A 21,148-nucleotide genomic window follows, 5' to 3' on the forward strand; every position below is an offset into this window, starting at 1 on the left:
TTCGTAAGTAGGTCTTGCGGGCTCAGGGGCGCGGGGCCGGCTCGGTGTTCGGCGCCAGTTCGGTGCGCAGGCGGTCGAGCGCGCGGGCGGTCTGGGACTTCACGGTGCCGGTGCTGCAGCCCAGAGCCGCCGCCGTGTCGGCAACCGACAGATCGTTGAAGAATCGGAGCACCAGAACCGCCCGCTGCCGTTCGGGGAGCCGCCGGACCGCGCGCAGCAGCCGCTCGTCCGGATCGGTCGAACCACCGGCCGGAACCGGCAGGTCAGGTTCCAGCCCGACCTCCGCCGGCCGCCGGGACAACGCCCGCCACCGGTCCTTCACGAGGTTCATCACCACGCGCCGCGCATAAGCCTCCGGGCTCTTCCGCGCCGCCCGCCAACGCCGCGCGGTACGCAACAACGCGGTCTGCGTCATGTCCTCCGCGTGGCCGCGGTCGCCGCACAGCAGGTAGGCCGTACGCACCAGCCGGTCCGACGAGGTACGCACGAACTCTTCGAACTCACGCTGATAGCCGCGGGTGATCATCGGATGCTCCCTGTCGTCACACCCACTCAACTCCGCCGACCGCGGGCCGGTTGTCACGATCTTTCGCGTCGCGCGCGGGACTCGTGGTCCACCGGCGGCTCGACCAGGCAGGGATGGCGCACGCCGACGCTCCGAGCGGTAGGGCTCCGCGTTTCCCCGGTTGCCCGCAGACGCAAAACAGCCCGCATACGCCGGGGCGTATACGGGCTGGTTGGGAGCGGAGGCTGAGGGATTTGAACCCTCGATGGGGAATAACCCCCAAACCGCATTAGCAGTGCGGAGCGTGGGGTCCGCTGGGGTCCGTGGACGTCCTTGAACTGGGACGGCGGACGCCGGCGGACCCCTTCGGACGTGTACGAACCGAGACCCGAACTGAGACCAGTAGCGCGCAGCGGGAGCCTCGGCACCAGTTGATGGCTGCCGCGTCGCACACAGAGTTAGCGCAACTGCTGGGCACAGTTGCGACCCGGACGTCACGCAATGACCCCATGAATTAGCGTACTCAGCAAATCGGGCGAACATCACGGCATTGCCGTTGAGTCTCAAGGATAATCGATACATAGCAGAGGTCTACGAACTATTGCAGACCACACCTTTAAGGACGATATGCGCCTCGACTGGACTGTCGCCTGTGGACGGATCAGGCCGTTTTGGAGGTCACAGAATCGACACAACTCGGTTACGATGTGTCGATGCGTGTAGACCGAATCAGAGTTCAGAATTACCGGAACCTAGCCGATATCGATATCTCGCTCGGGCCAGGAACAGTAATTGTGGGCGAGAACCGCGCAGGGAAAAGCAATTTGCTACGCGCCCTTCGACTAGTCCTTGATCCCACTCTTCCAAATAGTGAACGCGAGCTACGCCCCGAGGACTTTTGGGATGGGCTTTCCGATGGATCGTCCACCTGGAATCCAATCTCGGCTGGGGAGATCATCCAGGTATCGGTCGATCTTGCCGATTTCGACGACGAGCCAAACGTTGTTAACGCCCTTGCGGATGCCCTACTTATGACTAAGCCTTTGCGTGCAAGGATGACCTACCTGTGGGCACCATCCGAGGTAGCATCGGACGGACGAAACGTATACCGATGGCGCATTTTCGGCGGCGAGAGCCAAGAGTCCCGGATACCACAAGAACTTCGTCAGCAGATATATATGACATTCCTTCACGCTCTGCGCGATGTCGAGAGCGACATTCGCAATTGGCGCCGCTCTCCGCTTCGCGCGCTGCTTCAAGCAGCAGCGGAAGCAGCCAGCTCAGGAGGATCACTCGACGAGGTTCGAGCTGCCATGGAACAAGCAAATACCATGTTGAATGCTCTGCCTTCAGTGCAAGAACTGAGTAACCAAATCTCCTCGCGAACGCAGCAGATGGTCGGCACTAATCAAGCAATCGCCACGGAGTTAGGCGTAGCGCCGCCTGACCCGATGAGGCTAATCCGAAGCATGCGAATCTTTATTGATGGAGAGGCCCAACGCAGTCTCGGAAGCGCGAGTCTCGGAAGTCTAAATGTTCTGTATCTTTCCCTGCTCCAACTAGGGCTAGACGCACGGCTCGCAGAGGCCGCCGCAGCCCACGTCGTTGTCGCGGTGGATGAGCCCGAGGCGCACCTTCATCCTCATCTGCAACGCTTGATATTTAAAGAATTGCTCCACACAGGGATTCATTCTCGAACTATGCTGGTGACTACCCAGTCTCCTTACATCGCGAGCGTCGCGGATCCACGAAACCTGGTCATACTACGAAGCACCGCTACTAGCACGAGTGCTAGCGTGGCGAGAGACGCCGAGTTGTCGGAAGCGGAATGGAACGATATATCAAGGTATCTAGACGCGACACGTGCAGAAATTGTCTTCGCTAGGCGAGTGATCCTCGTTGAGGGGTACGCCGAGCAGGTTCTCATTCCAAGTATTGCATCCTCTATGGGAATCGAGCTGGATAAGCTGGGCGTGTCCGTGTGCAGCGTACATGGGACGCATTTTCTTTCCTATGTAAAATTCTGCCAAGCACTCCACCTTCCCTGGATCGTCTTGACTGATGCCGACGAGACCGACGACAAAGGTGTGAGCCGTGGTCATCGCAGGGGTAGGCGCCTGATCGAACCTGAGACGGGCCCGCTCGAGGACCACGGAATCTTCGTAGGAGAGTCAACCTTCGAAATTGATCTCTTCAATGTGGCCGATACGAACCGTGATGCCTTCTGCCAAGTATTAAACGACCTAAGCAGAACCGAGGCACAGCGCACCCAGATCGAGGCATGGATCAACGCCGGCGCCCCAAGCGAGATGCTCTTGGATTTCGTTAAGCTGGTCGGCGGGAAGGGGCGCGTCGCTCAGCGTCTAGCTAGCCGCCATCTCGTTGCTCCTCCTTACATAAAGAATGCCCTTCTCTCTGCGACGAGCAAATGACTGCTCTTGGAGACTCGATCCGCGATCTCCGGCAGAATGCCGGCCAATGGGAAGCATTCCGAGAAGAACGAAATTGCGTCGTTCTTGCACCTCCGGGCAGCGGGAAGACAAAGTTATTGGCAACCCGTGTTGCTTATGACCTCGAAACCCGAATTCCGGATCCCTTCGGCGCGGCATGCATAACACTAACCGTGGCAGCAGTAGATGAACTACGCCGTCGGATTTCGGCCCTCTCCGCCATTGGTCGACCCACGTTATTCATAGGAACGGTACACGGATTCGCTCTTCGCAAGATTATCGCTCCGTTCGCCGCGGCTGCAGGACGGAAGCAGTTGGCGAAACTCACGGTAGCTCCTACCTCGGTCAGAAGGTGCGCCTTGGGCGCCGCGATCGAGGAAGTTTACGGAGGCTCAGACACTCGGTTCATTAGGTCGACGGTTGAGCAGGCCAGAAGGCGATGCTTTGACGAGGAATCTTGGTCTAGGGTGAGTGTCAGCGTCCGAGAAACGTCATCTCTCTATGATTCCAAGCTGGAGTCGCTAGGATATTTCGATTTCGACGCTATAGTCGCCGAAGCCGTCGACCTAGTGGAGAATGAGGACGCCGTACGGACATGTCTACGCACTCGTTACTCTCGCGTTTACGTAGACGAATACCAAGACCTGCCACCTGGACTAGACAGGTTAGTAAGGCGAATCTGTTTTGGTGAATCCGGGCCAACTCTTTTTGCTGTTGGCGATCCAGACCAAGCGATCCTCGGGTTCGCAGGCGCGCGACCCGAACTGCTAGATGAGCTTGCGAGTCGCTCAGACGTCGCGAGGGTTGAACTCAGCATCAATTACCGATGCTCAGACGCAATCCTTCGCTCGTCCAGGCTTCTTTTTGAAGAGGAACGACAGATATTTGGCAACCGGCCGGGAGGGCACATTGAGGCTCATTACATGCCCGGAGGTTTCGACATGCAAGTCGCTGCCGTCGCCAAACGAGTTGGTGAACTTAAGGCTGCTGGAACCGAATTTCACGAGGTCGTAGTTCTCTGTGGTACTAATGAGGAGTGTTTGCAAGTCGCGACCGAGTTTCGCGTGCGCGGCATCCCCGCTTATGTGAGGTCAGGGGAGTACGAACGCACGAGCACCACGAGTCTGATTGAGGAGATGGCCGCTTGGGCCACCGCAGGGCGCGAGTTAAGCGGTATTCGGTTAGGCGATCTGATGCACCGATGGCGCGACCTGATCGGCAAACGAGGAACCGCGAGCGCCTCGGTCGAGGCTGTTTCTGCTCTTTTGGAATATGAAGAGAGCGGGATTGCACCCGCATCTCAATTCATGTCGGACCTACTCGTTGATGATTTAGTGTTCATCCTCAAAGCTAATGGGAAAGCGGATGAGTCGGCGGCGCTCGCGCTAATGAATTCATGGATTAAGGCCAAGGGACCGAAATTTCGTGTTTCGGATTTGGCAGGTCGCGCCCGCGGTATGAGTTGTGTGCAGATCGCCACGATGACTTCAGGTAAGGGGTTGGAGTTTGACTCCGTACTCGTGGTGGGCGTGGATGAAGGTGCCATGCCTCATTTCTCATCTACACGTCCTGCCGCACTTGCCGAAGATAGGCGAAAGTTCTACGTATGCCTGACCCGAGCACGATACTCCGTAGACCTCTATTTTTCGGGCTTCAGGGTTAATCAATATGGGCGGCGCTTTAATAGCGGGCCGAGTCGATACTTGAAGCAGATCGGCGTGCTGTAATTGCGCCGCGATTTGCGGCGGTCAACCGACGTATGGTGCTGAGATCATGCCTCTCCGCTCCGAGTCGAGTACCCACCATGCCCAGCGGTGCTGCTCGCACGGCCAGCGGGGTGGGACTACCAAGTGCGTTGCGCTTGCGCAGATAGGACGATCTGGATCGACCCCTGTAGGGCCGTGCAGGTCGACGATGCCGTGTGCTGTCTCGACGTCTTCGAACGTGAGGGCACGGTGCCAACGTGGAGGAACCGACACGCTATTTTCGCTGGTCATGTCGCCGGTACTCCCAGCACGGCAAGCATCAGTTCCGCGTGAGCCGATGCAGCATCCATCGACTCAGCGCTCAGGCTGACCTGGCGTCCGGCGACTTGCAGGTGCTGGATGACGAGTGCGACGACGTCAGCCGCAGTCGGGGCGAGGAGTGGGTCTGTCAGTTCCGGATTCGTGTCCGGAATATGGACACGGCAGCCGTGCATCATTGGTTCTCCAAGCTTCTGCGATTGTCCGAGGGTGTTGGAGGCCGGAGCGGAACCAGCGCTGCCGGGATGGGCTGGTCCCGCTCCGACGTGTCTCTCGGCGACGCCGTAACGGCTTCAGGCGCCGCCGGGGGCTCGGGTGCGGTCGCTCAACGCGTCGGCCTCACGGGCGCTGCCGACCGCGGTCAGTAGCGCGCTGTAGGTCCGGCCGGCAGCGGCGGACGATCGGCATGACGCCTCCAAGAGCGCCCATGCCAACTCGTCTCCCCCGGCGCTCTCGACCCAGTACGCGGCGGCATCGACGACCGCGATGCGCTGCATCACGCTCAGGCGCGGCTCGTGACGCTCAAGCACGGCGACCGCGGCGAGCCGCTGTGCCGTCGTGACCTTCCGGGCCGTGGCGCGAATCCCACTATGGGGAGCAGGTTGGGACTCGGCGAGGGGTGAGCGCTGCACTGGGACGAGCACAGACTCTTTCGCATCGGCAGGCATCACGGACGCTGACCGGCATCGACGTCAGCGCTCAGCGCCGACTCGATAGCGCGCCGCTCGTCACACGGGTAGGGCACTCCGCACGCCGTGCAGGTCGGCTCGTCGATCGTGGGATGCCGACTGTGCCGCGTGAGGATCTCGGCCAGCGCGCTGCCGGCGCGTCGGCCTGCCACGGCGTCAGCCGCCGCCCGTGGGCTGATCACCGGTCGCTGCGCGTCGGCGCTGACGATGGGCTGGTTCATCGCTGGTGCCTCCCTGGGACTCCTCGGTCGCGATGCGACTTGAGTGGACTCCAGGGGCTCGGTACGGCTGAACCTCGTTTCGGGACGTTCGGCAGACGTCCCAAGCGTCCCGGCGACGCCCTACGACAGAGGCTGGGCTGTAGCCCAGACCTTCTCGAAGCTCTCCAGATACGTCGCAGTCATCGATTCCGCACCGGTCGAGCGCAGATGCAGTACCGGCGCGTTTGAGGCGCCTACTCCATACACGTGCGCGTTGACGAGCATCTCGTCGTCCGCCCGGTACAGCGAGTTGTAAAGCACAGTCGCATGCCGCCGGATCTCGACCTTCGGCGCGTCGAGCAACGGCCGGCTCAGCACGAGCGCACTGCGAACCTTCGCGCCCAACGCGTCGTCGATGCCTTCCTCCGCGCCGCGGGTACGCACGTAGGGGCTGTCCGGGTCTCCGAAGGCTAGGCGGACCGTGACTCCATCCCGCGCGCGGGCGGCAATCAAGCGCATCAGATCGACGTCCTCGACGAGGAACAGTCCGCTATAGACGAGGACATCGATGTGTTCGTGCGCGCCGCTGAACAATGAGCGCCACACGGACGGCGGAACCGACCCCCGGTGCGGGTAGACCGCAACCGTCTCCCGTGCTGTTCCGCCGAACGACGGGGCATCGAACTGGGGCCACAGGTCGTTCTCATGCCTGCCGACCATGTCGGCCAGGCCCCAGCGGTGGCGCGCGTGAGGGATCCGACCAGCGATCCACCGCTGAACGGTTTTGGGGTCGACGCCGAGTTGCGTGGCGACATCGACGTCTCGGAGACGCGCGTCGGCGAGCGCGCGCCGCAGCGTGTCGTTCACCATTCCTCCACCGAGCGTGAGGGGATGCGCACACGCTAACAGAAGACGTCCCTAGACGTCCCTCACTGTGGTGGAAAGGTCCGCGATCATGCCAGACACTCGGACGGCACTGGACAGGCAACGAGAGGGCGGACGCGTGGGACGGCCGACGGCGTGGCGCGCGTACGTCCACATCGCTGACGTGCTCCGTCGACGCGTGTCGGACGGCGCGCTGACGGCTGGCGCCCTGCTGCCGTCAGAGTCGGCGTTGAGCGCAGAATTCGGTGTTGTGCGCAACACGGTCCGGCGGGCACTGGGAGTGCTGGAGTCCGAAGGGCTGATCGAGACACTCCCTGGGCGCGGACGCGTGGTTAAGGTCCCGGGCGACGACTCATCATCGGGCCTGGCGTATCGACGCATCGCGGCGGATCTGCGCGGCGCCATCACGCGAGGCGAGCGCCCCCCGGGCACTCAGCTGCCGTCCGAGTCATCGCTGATGACTACCTACGGGGTCTCTCGCGGCACCGCTCGCCAAGCGCTCGCCGCGCTGGCTGCCGTCGGCTTGGTCGAGTCGATTCAAGGCAGAGGCTGGTTCGTCCGAAGCCTGTGAGAGCGCCTACGCTTGCACAGGTGGGACATGTGCAGGTCGATTGGGCACGGACGCTTGCGGAGTCGCTGCTAGCGGGGCCTCTACCTCGCCGATGGGCGCACACCCAAGGAGTTGGCGCCCAGGCTGAGACGCTTCGACCCATCCTCGGCGCCGACGCGGACCGTCTAGTTAGTGCAGCATGGTTGCACGACATTGGTTATTCGCCAGCGCTCGCAAAAACCGATTTTCACCCGATCGACGGTGCCCGCTATCTGCGTCATATTCAGCACGCCGATGAAATCTATTGCAGCCTGGTAGCCCACCACACATGCGCCCATATCGAGGCGGAGGAACGCGGATTGTCGGTCGCATTGGCAGAATTTGACGCACCACCCAGAGCACTCGCCGAGGCGCTGATCTACTGCGATATGACTATCGGCCCAGCGGGCGAACGACTGGATGTCCTCGACCGCATTGCGGAAATTGATAGCCGCTATGGCACCAACCATATTGTTAGTCGATCAATCCACCGTGCTTCGCCTCTACTCGTCTCGGCTGTACGCACCGTAGCGAGAAGATTGGAAAAGCCCGGAACTTCTGCGCCGCATCTCCGTTGAACTCTCCGCGTGTGACTACGTGATTGGTTTCGTGCCGGTAATTCCCCACTCCAACAAGTCCAGTCGCTCCCTTGTTACGCCGGCACGTAAGTCGACCCAGGAAAACGCGCTGAGGAAGGTCGGCAGTTCTACATCCAATGGCGCACCAGGTAAAATGACAGGGATTATAGGCACAATAACGCCGTCCTTCTTTTCGTCGACGAAGCGTCGGAGGAGGGCCTTCATTTCAGGGTCCTCCCACGGGCCAACTCCGCTTCCACCAATACAGACTGCAGCTGCCTTACATTCTCTGACTATCCGCTCGAGTGCGTCTTGCCACGGCAGCCCTGGGCGCAGCTCCCAGTCATCCAGCCATACGGTGAGCCCGCGTCTCTTTAGCGCCTGACCGAGCCGCTTCACATTCTTCTTGTCCCGGGTGTTGTAGCTGAGGAATATATCGTACAAGGCGGGATCCTTAGTTGCATCAGTTTTGGACGAGTCCGCGTTTCGCATCACGTTAACGTCGATATCCGGAATTTTAACGAGTGGTACGTCTAGATATTCATTGGATTCCAATTTCTTGAGTAGTTCATAGGAGCCACGAGCACTAAAATTGTAATGCTCTCCCGTTTCGGGGTGGACAAAGTTGCTGTCCAAATTTGACTCAGGGTCTCGTAGAGCACGCCACATCTCTAGGGCGTCACGCAGATCCCTCTTCGCCGAATTGATGAATCCAGCAGTTCTAGATGAAGGTTTGCCACGCATCTGAATAGCCTTCAAAATCATAGCCTCCGCTCGAAGATGCCGACCGAGCGCAATGCCCCATGCATAATTGAATTCTGAGTGCTGCGCGCCCAGAGCGTTCGGCTTGTCGAACATCCTGATTGTTTTGTCGTCCGACCCTAATGCGCTCTCGACGTCTATAAGGCCGTCGTCTGCAAGGCCTCGTCGTATGTTTAGTTCTGCGCTCGCAAGAAGCAGGTCAACTCGATAATATCCATACCCGCAATCAGAGGCTATTCTGAGGCCGTTGCCGATCTCGCTCAAGATAGCAAGGAGCTTTTTCTCGTCAATTTTAGAGTTCCATGATAATTCTTCTAGGAAGACCCGAGCTCGCACCAACGCACACCAACACAGCAGTTCCGTCGCATCATGCGTGAGCGCCCATTCCTTCGCATTGGCCCACATCTCTAGAGCCTGTGCGATTTCCTTTCTGGAAGCTAGGATTTCAGCCTTAATTAGCCAGCATCGCGGAATTGCGGAGTGTTGCCTGCCAATCCTCGAGATATTTAAATCCGCTAGGGATAGGACCTGGTCGTCGCGGTGAATCCTGGAGAGGAAGGCAATTTGGTCTACCCCGCGCAAGCCAACCAGCCCGTCACTGTATTCAAGTGCTCGGGCCTGCAATTCAAGCGCCCAATTAAAATTTGTGAGCGCATCCTCAATCCTGCCTAGCACCGAAGATACGGATGCCAAGCCGACGGCGTTCAACATCTGTATCGTCGTATCGGGTAGCGATTGTATCTGTCCGGTGTGGAGCGCGAGCGCTTCAACTGAACGCCCCTGTAACCTTCGAACGTGTGCCAGATGTATCTGTACCGTCGGTGCCTGGTGATGCAACATTCGCACGCCAGCGAGATTGATCGCCTTGTTAAAGACTTCGGAGGCCTCCTCTAGTCGACCAAGTTCGACCAGATATCTCCCCCATTCATCGTGTAAGAGGATGTCCCATGACTCCGCCACCAGTGGCTTTCTATGAGCAATGGTTCGACAGATTCTTTCTCCACGCTCGTACCATCCGTGAAGCAGTCCGAGACTCTTGAACAAGCCGAGGTCTGAATAGTACAAGGAGAATGCGTGGTCTGCACGACCTGCGCGGACAGAATGGAAGATCGCTTCCTCGTAGGCATCCAGTGTTCCCGCGTCTGAGATGTATCCAAGACGCAAGCCTGCCTTTTTAAGAGCCTTTCGGCTCGCCGCCATAATCCTTGAATCGAATTTGCCGGAGAGTAGTCCGTCGCTCAGTACGAGGTGGTATCGCATCCGTACTTCTTCGGAAAGGCTCATACTAAAAGCGTCGCGGACCGCGGGATGACTCGCGTACCGATAATACTCAGTATCTGTATCCGCCGTCTCCTCGATCGATCTCCCAGCAAAGTCCTCTTCGCTTGCGCTTCCCGCCTGTGACCGTTCGACTAAGCGCAGCTCGACTAAGTAGCTCAGCGCCGAATCGATTCCATCCTTATAGGTTCCTGTTATCGCCTTGCCTGCCTCGGGTATATCTCGGTTGGAAATGATCGAGGCAAGTACCTTCGCGTCTACAGGCAGCCGGAAAAGTGAAATACGTTCGAGCAACGCTAAAGCGACTGGCTCATTCTCCGCCAGTACCTGTCGATATTGCTCCGCCAAGCGCGCGAACCTCTGCTCTTGATGGCGGATCGCGGCGATGTCAGGGTCGAAGTTGTCGGAATTTCCCACTGCATCTAGCGCTCGCGACTCGGAATTTTGTGACGTGTCGTTAGCATAGCGGTCGGCACTGCCATCACAGAACCGGGCAATGTATCCCCCCAATAGGTCGACTCCGAGCGCATGGAAACCCTGATTCTTGGCGATCCTTACAAGTTGCGCCTCGCTCCCTTGGATTACGCCCCGTTCGCGAAGTAATTTCACTGCAGCTTCAGACTCAATCTGATTTACGGCAATATCATTCAGATACCAGGCGCGCAGAGCCATCGCATCGTACAGACGAAATCGCGAGGTCGTAAGGACCGATACGTCTTCCAGTAATCCATCGGCCACATTCACAAGAAAGTCTCTTAGTCGGCCATCGGATATGTGTCCCAGAATACGCCCCCGAATCCCGTCCTCTTGCACCTTTTCCAAACCATCGAGGACTACTAGGATTTTGCCGGCTCCTTGCAGCCTGTCGAGAATTCGACGGTAAGACGTCGGCCCGCGCCTTTCACCTTCTACCTCATGCCGGTTTTCTACGTTCGAAGTATCCACGAGCCAGGCTTCAAGCTCCGCGAAGAGCGAGTCCGGATTAGGTGCATCGTAGAACGAAAAGACGAACATTCCGTCTACTGCCGGAAGATTGCCGTCTTTTTCGACCTTCGGGTGCCTAGGGTAACCGCCGGGTAGTACTTGTAAGAAGCGTTCGACGATAGCGGTCTTACCCGCCCCGCCTATTCCCGTCAGGGCGCAAACTCCAATTCCTCCATTTGCCCACCAATCAAGCACTTGAGAGAACTGTGCCCTGTCTTGCCAGTCTCGGGCCCGTAAAAGCTTATGGACGACCCTGCGCGGTGACTGGGTCACCTCACCCCTCCTAGTCTGACGAGTCCGCATATGAATCAAGCGGCTCACCCTCGTTATGTTCGCTTAAGAGTTGACCGGATGCGCGTGGTCAATAAATACACCATTCGCCCCATCAACTCGTAGCACATGTATCCCATCTGCCGTCACTTGGGTTTTGCGCGTGCAAGATCCCGCACAAGAAGTCCTTGCTCGTCTCGAGTCCAGAACAAGCCAGCGCTGTCCAAGAATTCAACTTGGACGGGCTCCGGCGAGTAGTGCGACTTCAGCCAATTCGTCGGAGCCGCCTGCGTGACCGTCTGCCCAGGTGGTACGAGGCCGACAAATATCGATTCAGTCTCCTCTCCGGGACGCGCGGGCAAGGGCAGCGCCGTCTCGTAGATCGGCATGTCACTGGCGTTGAGGATGAAGAATAAGAGTTGCGGTGACCCCTCGCGTGCATGCTTGACCGCCACCCACGCGCTGACCTTCGCCGCCTGTGCTCGCCGCGCTTCCTCTACGTGGCTCTCCTCTCGTCGATGCTCGCGTCGGAACAGGAGGAAGCCGACGCCGAACGCGCCGACCGTTCCGAGCGCGGCGAACGCGTCGGCGCCGGCCTGGATCCAATCGGTTACCGGCATTCGCGCTATCCGAGGTACGGCGTCGGGCGTTGTTCGAGGTAGTGGCTGATGCGTAGCCGCATCGACCGATCCATCGTGAGCGCGTCGACGTCATCGGGCTTGACCCAGTGCACTTCGCGAGATTCGCTGCTCGTCGTCGGCTCGCCGCCGACGTACCGGGCCGTGAACACCGCGGAGAACTCCTGCCGCGCCTCACCGTTGCTGGTGTAGAGGATGACGTGTTTCGGGTCGGTGTAGATGCCGACCAGTCCGGTGATCTCGCAGTCGATCCCGGTTTCCTCACGTGTCTCGCGCACGCCGCAGTCGGGCAGGGACTCGCCCGGATCCATCGCACCGCCTGGGACGGCCCAGTTGCCGTTGTCGGTGCGGAGAATCATCAGGATGTCGCCCGAGTCGTTGGTGACCACGACGTTCGCGGAGGGAACGAGGCTGTTCGCGGTCGGCGCTTCCGGGTCGTCGTAGTAGTCAATTCGTGCGCCCATTCGCGGTGCCTCTCGCTGCTAGTCGACGCGCCGGGCCTCGGCCCAGACACGCTCGAAGCTCTCCACGTACGTGGTGACCATGCTGCCGCCTGCGACCTTGCGCAGGTGCAGCACTGGTGTGTTCCCCGCGGGTGACCCGTAGATGTGGGTGTTGACGTACAGGTCGTCGTCGGCGCGGTAGATCGAGTTATAGAGCGTCGTGTCGTGCAACCCGATCTCGACGTTGTCCCGGCCGAGGAGCGGCTTGTAAAGCGCGATCGCGTTCCGGATGCGCGCGGACATGGAGTCGCCGATGCCCTCGTCGATGCCCCGTTGCCCAACGTGTGGGCTGTCCGGGTCACCGAGCAGGATGCGGACCCGAACACCGGTCTCGGCCTTGGCCGCGAACAAGCGAATCATTCCGGTGTCGTCGGCGATGAACAGTCCGCTGTAGACCAGGACACCGATCTCTCGTTCGGCCGCGCCGAACAGCAGGCCCCAAGCCTCGCGGGGTACGGCCCAGCGATGCGGGTAGACGCTGACGATCTCGCTCTCGGACGCGTCTGCCGCCTGCTCGGTCGTCATCCCGTCGGGCCAGAGGTAGCGCTCGTCGAGCTTGAGCATGGCCGCCACCGCGTACCGGTAACGCCGGTAGGGGATCCGGCCCTGGGTCACCCAGCGCTCGACCGTCTTCGGATCTACGCCGGTCTTGGCAGCAATGTCCTCGGGCGTCAGTCCGTGCTGTAACAGGGCTGCCCGTAGCCGCTCGTTCGCCATCGCTCCCGGAACTCGTCCCTAGACGTCGCTGGACGCGATCACGCTAGCGAGACGTCTTGCACACGTCTAGTCACGTGGTGAAGTCGTCCCCCACTTTTGGCGGATTCTCGTTCACGTCCAGCCGAGAGAAACGGACGCGATCAACCCAGCAAATGGGCGCAGAAATTGCGCACTTTCCCTGCTAGATCGATTTCTTGCACATGGCTAGACATGTACTTTTTTTCTCTCGGCAGCTCACTCCGAAAGGAAGCCGCCGTGAACGCACCCGACCTCGCACTCCCGACCCGCCCTCTGTGCGTCTGCGGACGCCATGCCGAACCGCACCGCGACCTGTGCCGCAAATGCCTCGGCCGTACCCGCTGGATCCGTCGCCGGACCGGACGGAAAAACCGCCGGCCGGACGTCGACGACGCCTAACCCCCACTCGACTCACAAAGGAGGTCCCCCTGTTGATCCTGACTCTCTCCGCTGTCCTCGTCCTCGGCGCCGTCGTCTACTTCCTCATCCAGTACGCCGGCCTACGGGTCTGGCACGCGATCCTCTGCACCCTGTTCGGCTTCTACCTCGCGACCTCGGTCGCCGCACCGTTCGTCCGAGAGGCCGTCGCCGCCGTCCTGCGCTTCCTGTCCTGAACGGCACCCAACGGGACTGGTGGGTCATGGGCGGCATGGTCGTCTCGGCTGCCTCCGCCGCGGTGGCGAGCTTCTCCGGACTCCGCGGACTGGCCGACGAATCCGGATGGGCACCCGAACTCGCCTGGCTGTTGCCAGTCACGGTCGACGCCTACGCCACCACGTCCGCCCGCGTCTGGCTCGCCGCCTCCACCGTCTCGCCGGCCGCACGACGCTTCGCACGAGCCAACGCGCTCGGCGCGATCACGGTCAGCATCGCCGGCAACGCCGTCTACCACGCTGCCGAAACCGGACTCCTCACGATCACGTGGCCAATCGTCGTCGCCGTCGGCGCGACACCCGCCGCCGTCCTCGGCCTCACCGCACACCTACACGCGCTCCGATCCCGACCCGCACCACCGACCGACGAGCCACCGCCCGAACCCCGCACCGACCCACCGCCGGACCCGCCCGCGCTGCCGGCACCGGCCGATCCCGGATGGCCGACCCGGCACGCACCCGGGCCGGAACGGTCCGACGCCGACCTGTTCGCCGCCGCCCGCCTGGCCGATAGCCGGTACCGCACCGAGCACAACGGCCGACCGATCACCCGGGACGCGCTCCGCGCAGCCCTGCACGTCAGCGCCCGACGCGCTACCGAACTCCGACGGCGGCTCAACGTCGAACCGGCCGTACCCGACGCCGTACCGGCCGGACCCGCACCAGTACCGGCCATCCCTGCCCCCGACCGGAAGGAGACCTACAACGCCGATGACCAGCACTCCTGAGCAGTACCTCGCCGCACTCACCCTCCTCCGCACCCGCTACGCCAACCTCATCGCAGCCGCCCGCGCAACCCTCGCCGCCAACGCCGACGGTGAAGCCGACCCGCTGTACTACCTGCGCGACGAACTCGCCGCACACCCGACTCTCCCGCCGCACCCGGACACGGCAGGGGAGTCCGGAGAGCAGCAATGAGGCGCCGGGACTACCGCCGCGCCCGCCGGCAACTCCGCCGCCGGTACGGCACCCGAACCGCCCCGGTCGTCTACCTCGACGACCGGTACCCCGGCGAAGGACTCGCCGCAGCCGCGCGACTGGTCTACCGGTACCGATCCGAACTCGCGCCGTTCCTGCTCACCGCCGTGACCGGGCTCGCCGGACTGTTCCTCCACGCCCGGCACCCAAACGCGTGGCCGTGGCTGATCGGAGCCACAATCCTCGGCACGGCCGGAATCGTCCTGCTCGGCCGACGCTGGCTGCCGCGCGTCATCGAACGCGCCTACGCCGCCGCCGCCGAACTCGGTCTCGGCACATGGCTCACGCTCGCGACCGTCTACGGCCCCGGTACCGGGCCGCTGCCGAAGATCCTCGGCATCGGGACGCTCGCGGGCGGCATCCCATGGTGGTGGCACCGACGCCGACGCGCCCGCGTCCAGGTCGAACGAACGCTCGAAGCCTGGCCCGAAATGACCGAACAGGTCGGCCTCGCCGGCTCCCGGGTGATGTCCGCGATGGTCGACGCCTGGGGGTGGCGCGCCCGCATCGCCCTCCGCAAGGGCCAGACCATCAACGACGCCCTCAACCGGCTACCCGCGCTCGAATCCGGGCTCGGCACCCGGCCCGGTGCGCTCCGCATCGAGGCCGACCCACACCGCGCCGACCACGTACTGATTCGCGTCCTCAACCGTGACCCGCACGCCGAACCATTGCCCTGGCCCGGCAACACCGCCCGTAGCATCGCCGACCCGGTCACGCTCGGCGTGTACGAAGACGCCGGCCCTACTCGCGTCTCGCTCCTCTGCCTACACGGACTCATCGGTGGCGTCGCCGGATCCGGCAAGAGCGGCGTACTCAACGTCGTACTCGCCGTCCTCACGGGATGCACGGACGTCGTCCTGTGGGGCATCGACCTGAAGAACGGCATGGAGCTACAACCGTGGGCGCGCTGCCTCGACCGGCTCGCCACCACGCCCCGCGACGCCGCCGAACTGCTCGCCGACGCCGTCCGCGTCCTCGACGCCCGCGCCACAGAACTCGCCCAACACGGCGCCCGCGTCTGGGAACCCACCCCGCAACTGCCGGCGCTGGTGATCGTCATCGACGAATACGCCGAACTCGACGACGAAGCATTCCGCTACGCCGACTCCATCGCCCGACGCGGACGCGCTCCCGCCGTCACCCTGCTCGCCGCCACCCAACGACCCACCCAAGACGCGATGGGCAACGGCGCCGTCCGCTCCCAAATGGACGTCCGTCTCTGCCTCCGCGTCCGCGAACGCCGAGACGTCGATCTCGTCCTCGGGCAAGGCATGCTCGCCGCCGGCTGGACCGCCCACACCCTCGACGCCCCCGGCAAGTTCCTGCTCTCCGCTCCGGGCCTCGACGTCCCGCACCGAGCACGCGCCTACCTCGTCGACGACGACACCGTGAACCGCACGGCCGCCCGGCACGCGCCCCACCGACCCGCCCTCGACGCACTCTCGGCACAGGCGCTCCGCAGCCTTCCCAATAGCGCTCAGCGTCCCGCAGAAATCCTCGACGCCGAGATCGTGGACAGCGCCCCCGCCGACCCGGCACAAGCGCTCTGGAGCGCCCTCCTCGCCGCCCCGACGACCGGCGTCTCGTTGCCGGACCTGATGACCGTGACCGGGCTCGGCCGTTCCTGGATCTACGCCCGACTCCACGAACACGCCAACGCCGGCCGCGCCTACCAAGTCACCCGCGGACGCTGGCGAGCCCAGTAACCGTCCGCAGCCGCGTGGACGTCCACGCCCTCGCGCGCGCCTGCGCGCGTACGGACGCGCACACGCCGTGGACGTCCACGTGGACGAACACCCATCGTCACCAACCGGAAGGAGGCACCACGACGCCCGAGACCCGCGAACAATTGCTCTACACGATCCCCGAAGCCGCCGCCGCACTCCGCGTCAGCCGCACCACGATCTACGAACTCCTCGACGCACGAACCCTCGAATCCGTGCACATCGGCCGCGCCCGACGCATCCCCGCCGAAGCACTCCGCGCCTACGTCGAATCGCTCCGGACGAACGCGTGAACGACTACCCGCGCAACTCGTCGACCTGGGCTTGCAAGTCGTCCACCCGCGATTCCAACGCCCTCATCCGCGCCAACAGTTGCGCCACCTCGCTCGGCGAATCCGCCACACGCGCCGACGCGTCAACACGGACGAACGTCCCTCGCCCCGGGTCAGTGCGGACCAACCCCTCATCTTGCAGCTCGCGGAGCGCGCTCTTGACCGTCATCGGCGCGATGCCGTGCCGCTCGGCGAGTTGCCGAATCGACGGCACCCGCTCCCCCGGCGACAGCCGGCCGTCCGCGATATCTCGCCGCAGCTCCTCAGCCAGACGCCGATACGGCGCAGGGCTGCTCTCGCTCTCCTCGGCTCCCACGAACGGAGACCTTACCGACCACCGAGCTGCCGAGCTAGCCCAGTTGACACAGTCGCGGATTCGCAGGCACTCTGTTCTAGCCGGGCTAGCTAACCTAGCTCGAAAGAAGGGAGGGTTCCAAATGCCAACACAGCTTTCGTGCCCCACCGGCGACGCGTGCGAGGTCTGCGGAACGGCGGCGCGCCTCATCGCCTGCGAGGCAGACACCTCGCTCGGCGTGCTGTGCGCAACCGTCTGCGAGGACTGCCACGAGCACGGCGACCTACCGCCGATCGGGCTCGGCCACGCGATGCGCCGCGTACTCGAACACCGCGTGCACACCGGCCAACCGCCAGAGGACGACACGACCGGATCGGAGGTGTGGGAATGACCGACCAAAGTCCAGAGGGAAGGGCCGCGAACCTCCGTTCATCGATCTACCTCGGCGATGACGGCTGGTGGCACGGTCGCGTGACGATGGGAATCCGCGACGACGGTTCGCCCGACCGACGCCACCGCCAGGGAAAGACTAAGGCGGAGGTCACCGAAAAGGTTCGGGAGCTGGAGCGGCAGCGTGATGCCGGCCAACCCAGCAAGCCTGGTCGAGCGCCCGACGTCGGCACGTGGATGGTGACCTACATCGGCGACATCTGCCCGGTGCTGGTCGCTTCCGACAAGATGGCTCCCCGTACCTTGGATGACTACCGATCCAAGAACCGGATTTGGATCACGCCGCTACTCGGTCAGCACCGACTCGACCGGCTGACAGCGGATCACCTCGACCGGGCGTACAGCGCGATGTACGCCGCTGGTCTCTCGTCCAGCACGGTCCTCAAAATTCACCGCATCCTGTCCCGCGCAATCACGGTGGCGGTCAAGCGCGGCGTCATCCGGAACAACGTCGCGAAGCTCATCGACGCCCCGGAACCGAACGACACCGAGGTCGAGCCGCTCACGCGCACCGAGGCTCGCCGTGTGCTCGCCACTGCCAGGGGGCGGCGCAATGCCGCCCGCTGGTCCGTCGCTCTCGCGCTGGGGATTCGACAGGGCGAGGCACTCGGACTCCGCTGGTCGTACGTCGATCTCGAATCTGGCGCCATCCGCGCTTGGTTCCAGATCCAGAACATCGAATGGCAGCACGGGTGCGCCAACCCGAACGCCTGCGGCAGCAAGCATCACCGCGCGCCATGCCCGCGGAACTGCCGCCAGCACCGGCACGAGCCGGACTGCCCGGAGAGCTGCCGCCGCAAAGCCCACCTGTGCCCGCGGCGGACGTGCGACCCGAAATCGTGCGAGGGCCACGCTCACCGGTGCCCGAAACGGCGCGGAGGTGGGCCACGGTTCCGGCGTCGGAAGGGAAAGTCCAAGCTCACGATTCAATGCCCGCCGGCGCTCCTGAGGGTGCTCATGGCGCATCACGCCGCTCAAGCAGCCGAGCGACTCGTCGCCGGCCAGAACTGGGAAGACCACGATCTCGTCTTCTGTCAGCGGAACGGGCGCCCGATTCACCGAACCGAGGATTGGAAGGAGTGGAAGCAACTCCTACGCCTCGCGAAGGTGCGAGAGGTCCGAGTGCACGACGGACGCCACACCGCGGCAACGCTACTTATTGAGCAAGGCGTCCATATCCGCACCGTTCAGGAAATCCTCGGACACTCCCGAATTACGATCACCGAGCGATACACGCACGTCGCTTCGCCGATGGCGCGCGACGCCGCGAAGCTCATGGGACAGGCCCTGTGGGAGTAACTCTGAGTCACGGTCGGACCAGGCCAACGACTAGCGGCAAGACCCGCGCACGAACGGCAACTGAGACTAGAACTGAGACTACGAGCCTCAGAACGCAAAACAGCCCGCATACGCCGGAGCGCATACGGGCTGGTGGGAGCGGAGGCTGAGGGATTTGAACCCTCGATGGGGAATAACCCCCAAACCGCATTAGCAGTGCGGCGCCATAGACCGGACTAGGCGAAGCCTCCCCGGAGGCCTGGCAGGCCACCGAGGTCAGAGGATACAGGGACCGGATCACGCGGGGCAAAGCAGTACGTGGGGTGCGCGCGGCGGGAAGGGCGGGCGGTGGCTCGACCTGGGTACGTACGCTCGTAAGTGCTATGGACGACACCCCGCGCCGCCCTGAGCCCGCTTCCCCCGACGAGACCCGTGTGCTGCCCGAATACGACGGGCCGCCGCCGCTCGATGCGACCAAGTCGCTCGATGCGACGAGGCCACTCGATGCGACCGAGCCGCTTAGTGCTGCCGGGGCGCATAGTGCTGTCGAGCCGCTTGATGCGAGGAAGCCGCTTGGTGCGACGTTGCCGCTTGATGCGGCCAAGCCGCTCGGCGATACTCAGCCGCTTGATGTGGCGGAGGCGGTTGGCGCGAAGGAGCCGCTTGGTGTGACCAAGGCGCTGCCTGTGGATGAGGTGCCGACGGTTGCTCGGTCGTCTGCGCCTACGCGGGTGCTTCCTGGTGACGACCGCACGCCGCCGCTTCCTCCGCAGGCTCCGTCGGCGGAGACGGCTCGCTCTTCCGAGTCGACGGTTCCGTCGGGAGCGGCGGTTGAGTCGCCTGGCGCGGCGAGGACCGCGGGAGAGGTCATGTCGCCGGGCGACACACCGACGCGTGTTCGCGCGGCCGATGCGCCGGCGGCGCCTGGGTCCGAGTCGAGTCCTACCGAGCCTGCCCTGCGTGCCAGTGGGTCGGCGGAGCGAGGTGATCGCACGGTGGGGCAGGGTCCTGCTCCGAGCGCTCCGTCGTGGGGAGCGGGAGCCGAGGCTGAGACGGTGCTGATGGCGAACCCCACGCCGCCCGCACCCGTGGCATCGCAGGGCACCGGCTCATCGGAGGGTGCCGCCGCACCCTGGCCTCCCGCAGCACCGGAAGCGCCCGCTCCGTCGGCCCCGCAGGCGCCAGCGCCACAGGCCCCGTCGGCGCCGCGGGCCCCAGCGGCCCAAGCGCCGTCAGCCCCGCAAGCGCCAGCCCCGTCAGCCGCTCCAGCACCCCAAGCTCCAGGTCCGCAGGCGTCCGCACCACAGGCCCCGACGGCGTCGGCAGCCGCGCAAGCCCCGGCGCCGCAGACTTCCGCGCCGAAGGCACCGCAAGCTCCGCATGCCCCTCAGGCATCGCAAGCCGCACTGACGCCGCAGGCTTCAACACCCCACGCTCCAGCACCACAGGCCCCGTCAGCCCGACAAGCCCCGACACCTCCGCGGGCACCGCAAGCCCCGGGATCGATGGGCGGCGATGGCGGCGCGGCTACAGCTGGCGACAACCCAGCCGCGCCGCAAGACAACATCGCTTCCGTACCGCCCGGCATAAGCGTTGACGCTGCTGAAGCCTCGGCCGGCGCCAACGAAACCCCGAGCGCCCTCCCGCCTAACCTCCTCGCTCGAATGAAGAACGACCCCTCGCACGCCCCGGAACACCTCGTGCTCGCGGCCGTCGAGAAGTTCGGGCCGGAGGCCTCCCTGTGGATGGCTCGTACCCGAGCAGCTCACCCGTACGTCCCGGATCACGTCTGGGTGCCAGTGATCCGCACTCGGTTCGTGCGGCTGAGCCGTTACTCCGGCGCCGCGGCGGGTGCGGCTGGTGCGGTCGGCGCGGTGGTCGACGTCGGGGTGCTGGCTTGGAATCAAGCACGGATGGTGCTGCACATCGCGGCGGCGCTCGGGTATGACCCCACTCATCCGGACCGGGCGGCCGAACTGCTGGTGATACGCGGGCTGCAGACCAAGCTCGATGCTGCTCGCACTGCGGTCGACGTGGCCCGTCGGCAGCAGGAGCCGTCGGCGTTGGCGCAGCACCTGCCTGATCGGGTGCGTAATTTCGGGTCGGGGGCCGGTCGGGCCTACACCGAGTTGGCGTGGCAGCTCGCGCGGATGGCCGGGCTGGCCGCGGTGAAGAAGATGGCGATGAAGTTCGTGCCGTTCGCGGGGGTGCCGCTGGGGGCGATCGCCAACTCGTCGGCGACGAAGAAGCTCGCGCAGGACGCCGTGAACTACTACTCGGCGCGTCGTCAGCCGCTCGCGCTTCCGCCGGCACCGGAGTGACCGACGGCGGCTCGGGGCCATGAC

Annotated in this window: 21 protein-coding genes, 1 tRNA gene and 1 pseudogene; 13 read left to right on the top strand and 10 right to left on the bottom strand. The window is 63.4% G+C overall.

Features of this window, described 5'->3' with window-relative positions; all coding sequences use genetic code 11:
* Positions 1 to 22: 22 nt before the first annotated feature.
* Positions 23 to 526: a SigE family RNA polymerase sigma factor gene (locus tag ABD437_RS29260; RefSeq protein WP_344652147.1), complete on the bottom strand. Its 504-nt coding sequence runs from the start codon at positions 524 to 526 to the stop codon at positions 23 to 25.
* Positions 527 to 1,218: 692 nt separating this feature from the next.
* On the opposite strand from ABD437_RS29260, the gene ABD437_RS29265 reads away from it, so the two are divergent.
* From ABD437_RS29265 to ABD437_RS29270, 3 genes and pseudogenes are all read left to right on the top strand, one after another.
* Positions 1,219 to 2,937 (top strand): ATP-dependent nuclease, encoded by a 1,719-nt coding sequence (locus tag ABD437_RS29265; RefSeq protein WP_344652148.1) that lies wholly within the window; start codon positions 1,219 to 1,221, stop codon positions 2,935 to 2,937.
* Positions 2,934 to 3,725, top strand: a pseudogene (locus ABD437_RS43110) (UvrD-helicase domain-containing protein); the annotation flags it as partial. The gene ABD437_RS29265 and the pseudogene ABD437_RS43110, both read left to right, overlap by 4 nt.
* A 171-nt stretch (positions 3,726 to 3,896) precedes the next feature.
* Positions 3,897 to 4,682, top strand: coding sequence for a 3'-5' exonuclease (locus ABD437_RS29270; RefSeq protein WP_344652149.1), 786 nt, complete (start codon positions 3,897 to 3,899; stop codon positions 4,680 to 4,682).
* Between the two features lie 590 nt (positions 4,683 to 5,272).
* Here the strand turns inward: ABD437_RS29270 and ABD437_RS29275 are convergent.
* The 3 genes from ABD437_RS29275 to ABD437_RS29285 form a co-directional block, all read right to left on the bottom strand.
* The gene (locus ABD437_RS29275) at positions 5,273 to 5,509 is read right to left on the bottom strand and encodes a hypothetical protein (protein ID WP_344652150.1); all 237 of its coding nucleotides are present in this window, start codon (positions 5,507 to 5,509) and stop codon (positions 5,273 to 5,275) included.
* Positions 5,510 to 5,646: 137 nt separating this feature from the next.
* On the bottom strand, positions 5,647 to 5,889 hold the full coding sequence (locus tag ABD437_RS29280; RefSeq protein ID WP_344652151.1) for a hypothetical protein: 243 nt from the start codon (positions 5,887 to 5,889) through the stop codon (positions 5,647 to 5,649).
* A 120-nt stretch (positions 5,890 to 6,009) separates the two neighbouring features.
* Positions 6,010 to 6,738, bottom strand: coding sequence for an XRE family transcriptional regulator (locus tag ABD437_RS29285; protein WP_344652152.1), 729 nt, complete (start codon positions 6,736 to 6,738; stop codon positions 6,010 to 6,012).
* 85 nt (positions 6,739 to 6,823) lie between these two features.
* Here ABD437_RS29285 and ABD437_RS29290 point away from each other — a divergent pair, with 85 nt between their 5' ends.
* Together ABD437_RS29290 and ABD437_RS29295 are read left to right on the top strand one after the other, a co-directional pair.
* Positions 6,824 to 7,324, top strand: a complete 501-nt coding sequence (locus ABD437_RS29290; protein ID WP_344652153.1) for a GntR family transcriptional regulator — start codon at positions 6,824 to 6,826, stop codon at positions 7,322 to 7,324.
* A 29-nt stretch (positions 7,325 to 7,353) separates the two neighbouring features.
* Positions 7,354 to 7,920, top strand: coding sequence for an HD domain-containing protein (locus ABD437_RS29295; RefSeq protein WP_344652238.1), 567 nt, complete (start codon positions 7,354 to 7,356; stop codon positions 7,918 to 7,920).
* A gap of 15 nt (positions 7,921 to 7,935) precedes the next feature.
* Here ABD437_RS29295 and ABD437_RS29300 read toward each other — a convergent pair whose 3' ends face one another.
* The 4 genes from ABD437_RS29300 to ABD437_RS29315 form a co-directional block, all read right to left on the bottom strand.
* Positions 7,936 to 11,139, bottom strand: a complete 3,204-nt coding sequence (locus tag ABD437_RS29300; protein WP_344652154.1) for a TIR domain-containing protein — start codon at positions 11,137 to 11,139, stop codon at positions 7,936 to 7,938.
* 221 nt (positions 11,140 to 11,360) lie between these two features.
* Positions 11,361 to 11,834: a hypothetical protein gene (locus ABD437_RS29305; protein ID WP_344652155.1), complete on the bottom strand. Its 474-nt coding sequence runs from the start codon at positions 11,832 to 11,834 to the stop codon at positions 11,361 to 11,363.
* A gap of 5 nt (positions 11,835 to 11,839) precedes the next feature.
* Complete coding sequence (locus ABD437_RS29310; RefSeq protein WP_344652156.1) at positions 11,840 to 12,316, bottom strand: NUDIX hydrolase; 477 nt, start codon at positions 12,314 to 12,316, stop codon at positions 11,840 to 11,842.
* 18 nt (positions 12,317 to 12,334) lie between these two features.
* The gene (locus tag ABD437_RS29315; RefSeq protein ID WP_344652157.1) at positions 12,335 to 13,072 is read right to left on the bottom strand and encodes a helix-turn-helix domain-containing protein; all 738 of its coding nucleotides are present in this window, start codon (positions 13,070 to 13,072) and stop codon (positions 12,335 to 12,337) included.
* A gap of 449 nt (positions 13,073 to 13,521) precedes the next feature.
* Here ABD437_RS29315 and ABD437_RS29320 point away from each other — a divergent pair, with 449 nt between their 5' ends.
* The 5 genes from ABD437_RS29320 to ABD437_RS29340 are packed head-to-tail and all read left to right on the top strand — an operon-like array spanning position 13,522 to position 16,741.
* Positions 13,522 to 13,704: a hypothetical protein gene (locus ABD437_RS29320; protein ID WP_344652158.1), complete on the top strand. Its 183-nt coding sequence runs from the start codon at positions 13,522 to 13,524 to the stop codon at positions 13,702 to 13,704.
* 35 nt (positions 13,705 to 13,739) lie between these two features.
* Positions 13,740 to 14,471 carry a DUF2637 domain-containing protein gene (locus ABD437_RS29325; RefSeq protein WP_344652159.1) on the top strand — a complete coding sequence of 244 codons (732 nt, stop codon included), beginning with the start codon at positions 13,740 to 13,742 and terminating at the stop codon, positions 14,469 to 14,471.
* Positions 14,455 to 14,661 carry a hypothetical protein gene (locus ABD437_RS29330; RefSeq protein ID WP_344652160.1) on the top strand — a complete coding sequence of 69 codons (207 nt, stop codon included), beginning with the start codon at positions 14,455 to 14,457 and terminating at the stop codon, positions 14,659 to 14,661. Before ABD437_RS29325 ends, ABD437_RS29330 begins: the two co-directional genes overlap by 17 nt.
* Complete coding sequence (locus ABD437_RS29335; protein ID WP_344652161.1) at positions 14,658 to 16,430, top strand: FtsK/SpoIIIE domain-containing protein; 1,773 nt, start codon at positions 14,658 to 14,660, stop codon at positions 16,428 to 16,430. The genes ABD437_RS29330 and ABD437_RS29335 overlap by 4 nt, the downstream gene beginning before the upstream one ends.
* A gap of 14 nt (positions 16,431 to 16,444) precedes the next feature.
* Complete coding sequence (locus ABD437_RS29340; protein WP_344652162.1) at positions 16,445 to 16,741, top strand: helix-turn-helix domain-containing protein; 297 nt, start codon at positions 16,445 to 16,447, stop codon at positions 16,739 to 16,741.
* A 4-nt stretch (positions 16,742 to 16,745) separates the two neighbouring features.
* Here the strand turns inward: ABD437_RS29340 and ABD437_RS29345 are convergent, their stop codons facing one another.
* Complete coding sequence (locus tag ABD437_RS29345) at positions 16,746 to 17,096, bottom strand: GntR family transcriptional regulator (RefSeq protein WP_344652163.1); 351 nt, start codon at positions 17,094 to 17,096, stop codon at positions 16,746 to 16,748.
* Between the two features lie 121 nt (positions 17,097 to 17,217).
* On the opposite strand from ABD437_RS29345, the gene ABD437_RS29350 reads away from it, so the two are divergent.
* Together ABD437_RS29350 and ABD437_RS29355 are read left to right on the top strand one after the other, a co-directional pair.
* Complete coding sequence (locus ABD437_RS29350) at positions 17,218 to 17,466, top strand: hypothetical protein (protein ID WP_344652164.1); 249 nt, start codon at positions 17,218 to 17,220, stop codon at positions 17,464 to 17,466.
* The gene (locus tag ABD437_RS29355; RefSeq protein WP_344652165.1) at positions 17,463 to 18,824 is read left to right on the top strand and encodes a tyrosine-type recombinase/integrase; all 1,362 of its coding nucleotides are present in this window, start codon (positions 17,463 to 17,465) and stop codon (positions 18,822 to 18,824) included. Before ABD437_RS29350 ends, ABD437_RS29355 begins: the two co-directional genes overlap by 4 nt.
* 139 nt (positions 18,825 to 18,963) lie before the next feature.
* Here ABD437_RS29355 and ABD437_RS29360 read toward each other — a convergent pair.
* A tRNA-Ser gene (locus ABD437_RS29360) sits at positions 18,964 to 19,054 on the bottom strand.
* Between the two features lie 1,413 nt (positions 19,055 to 20,467).
* Here ABD437_RS29360 and ABD437_RS29365 point away from each other — a divergent pair.
* A complete protein-coding gene (locus tag ABD437_RS29365; RefSeq protein WP_344652166.1) occupies positions 20,468 to 21,124 on the top strand; it encodes an EcsC family protein in 657 nt (218 codons plus the stop codon).
* Positions 21,125 to 21,148: the final 24 nt, after the last annotated feature.

Source organism: Cryptosporangium japonicum (assembly GCF_039524755.1).
Classification (GTDB): domain Bacteria; phylum Actinomycetota; class Actinomycetes; order Mycobacteriales; family Cryptosporangiaceae; genus Cryptosporangium; species Cryptosporangium japonicum.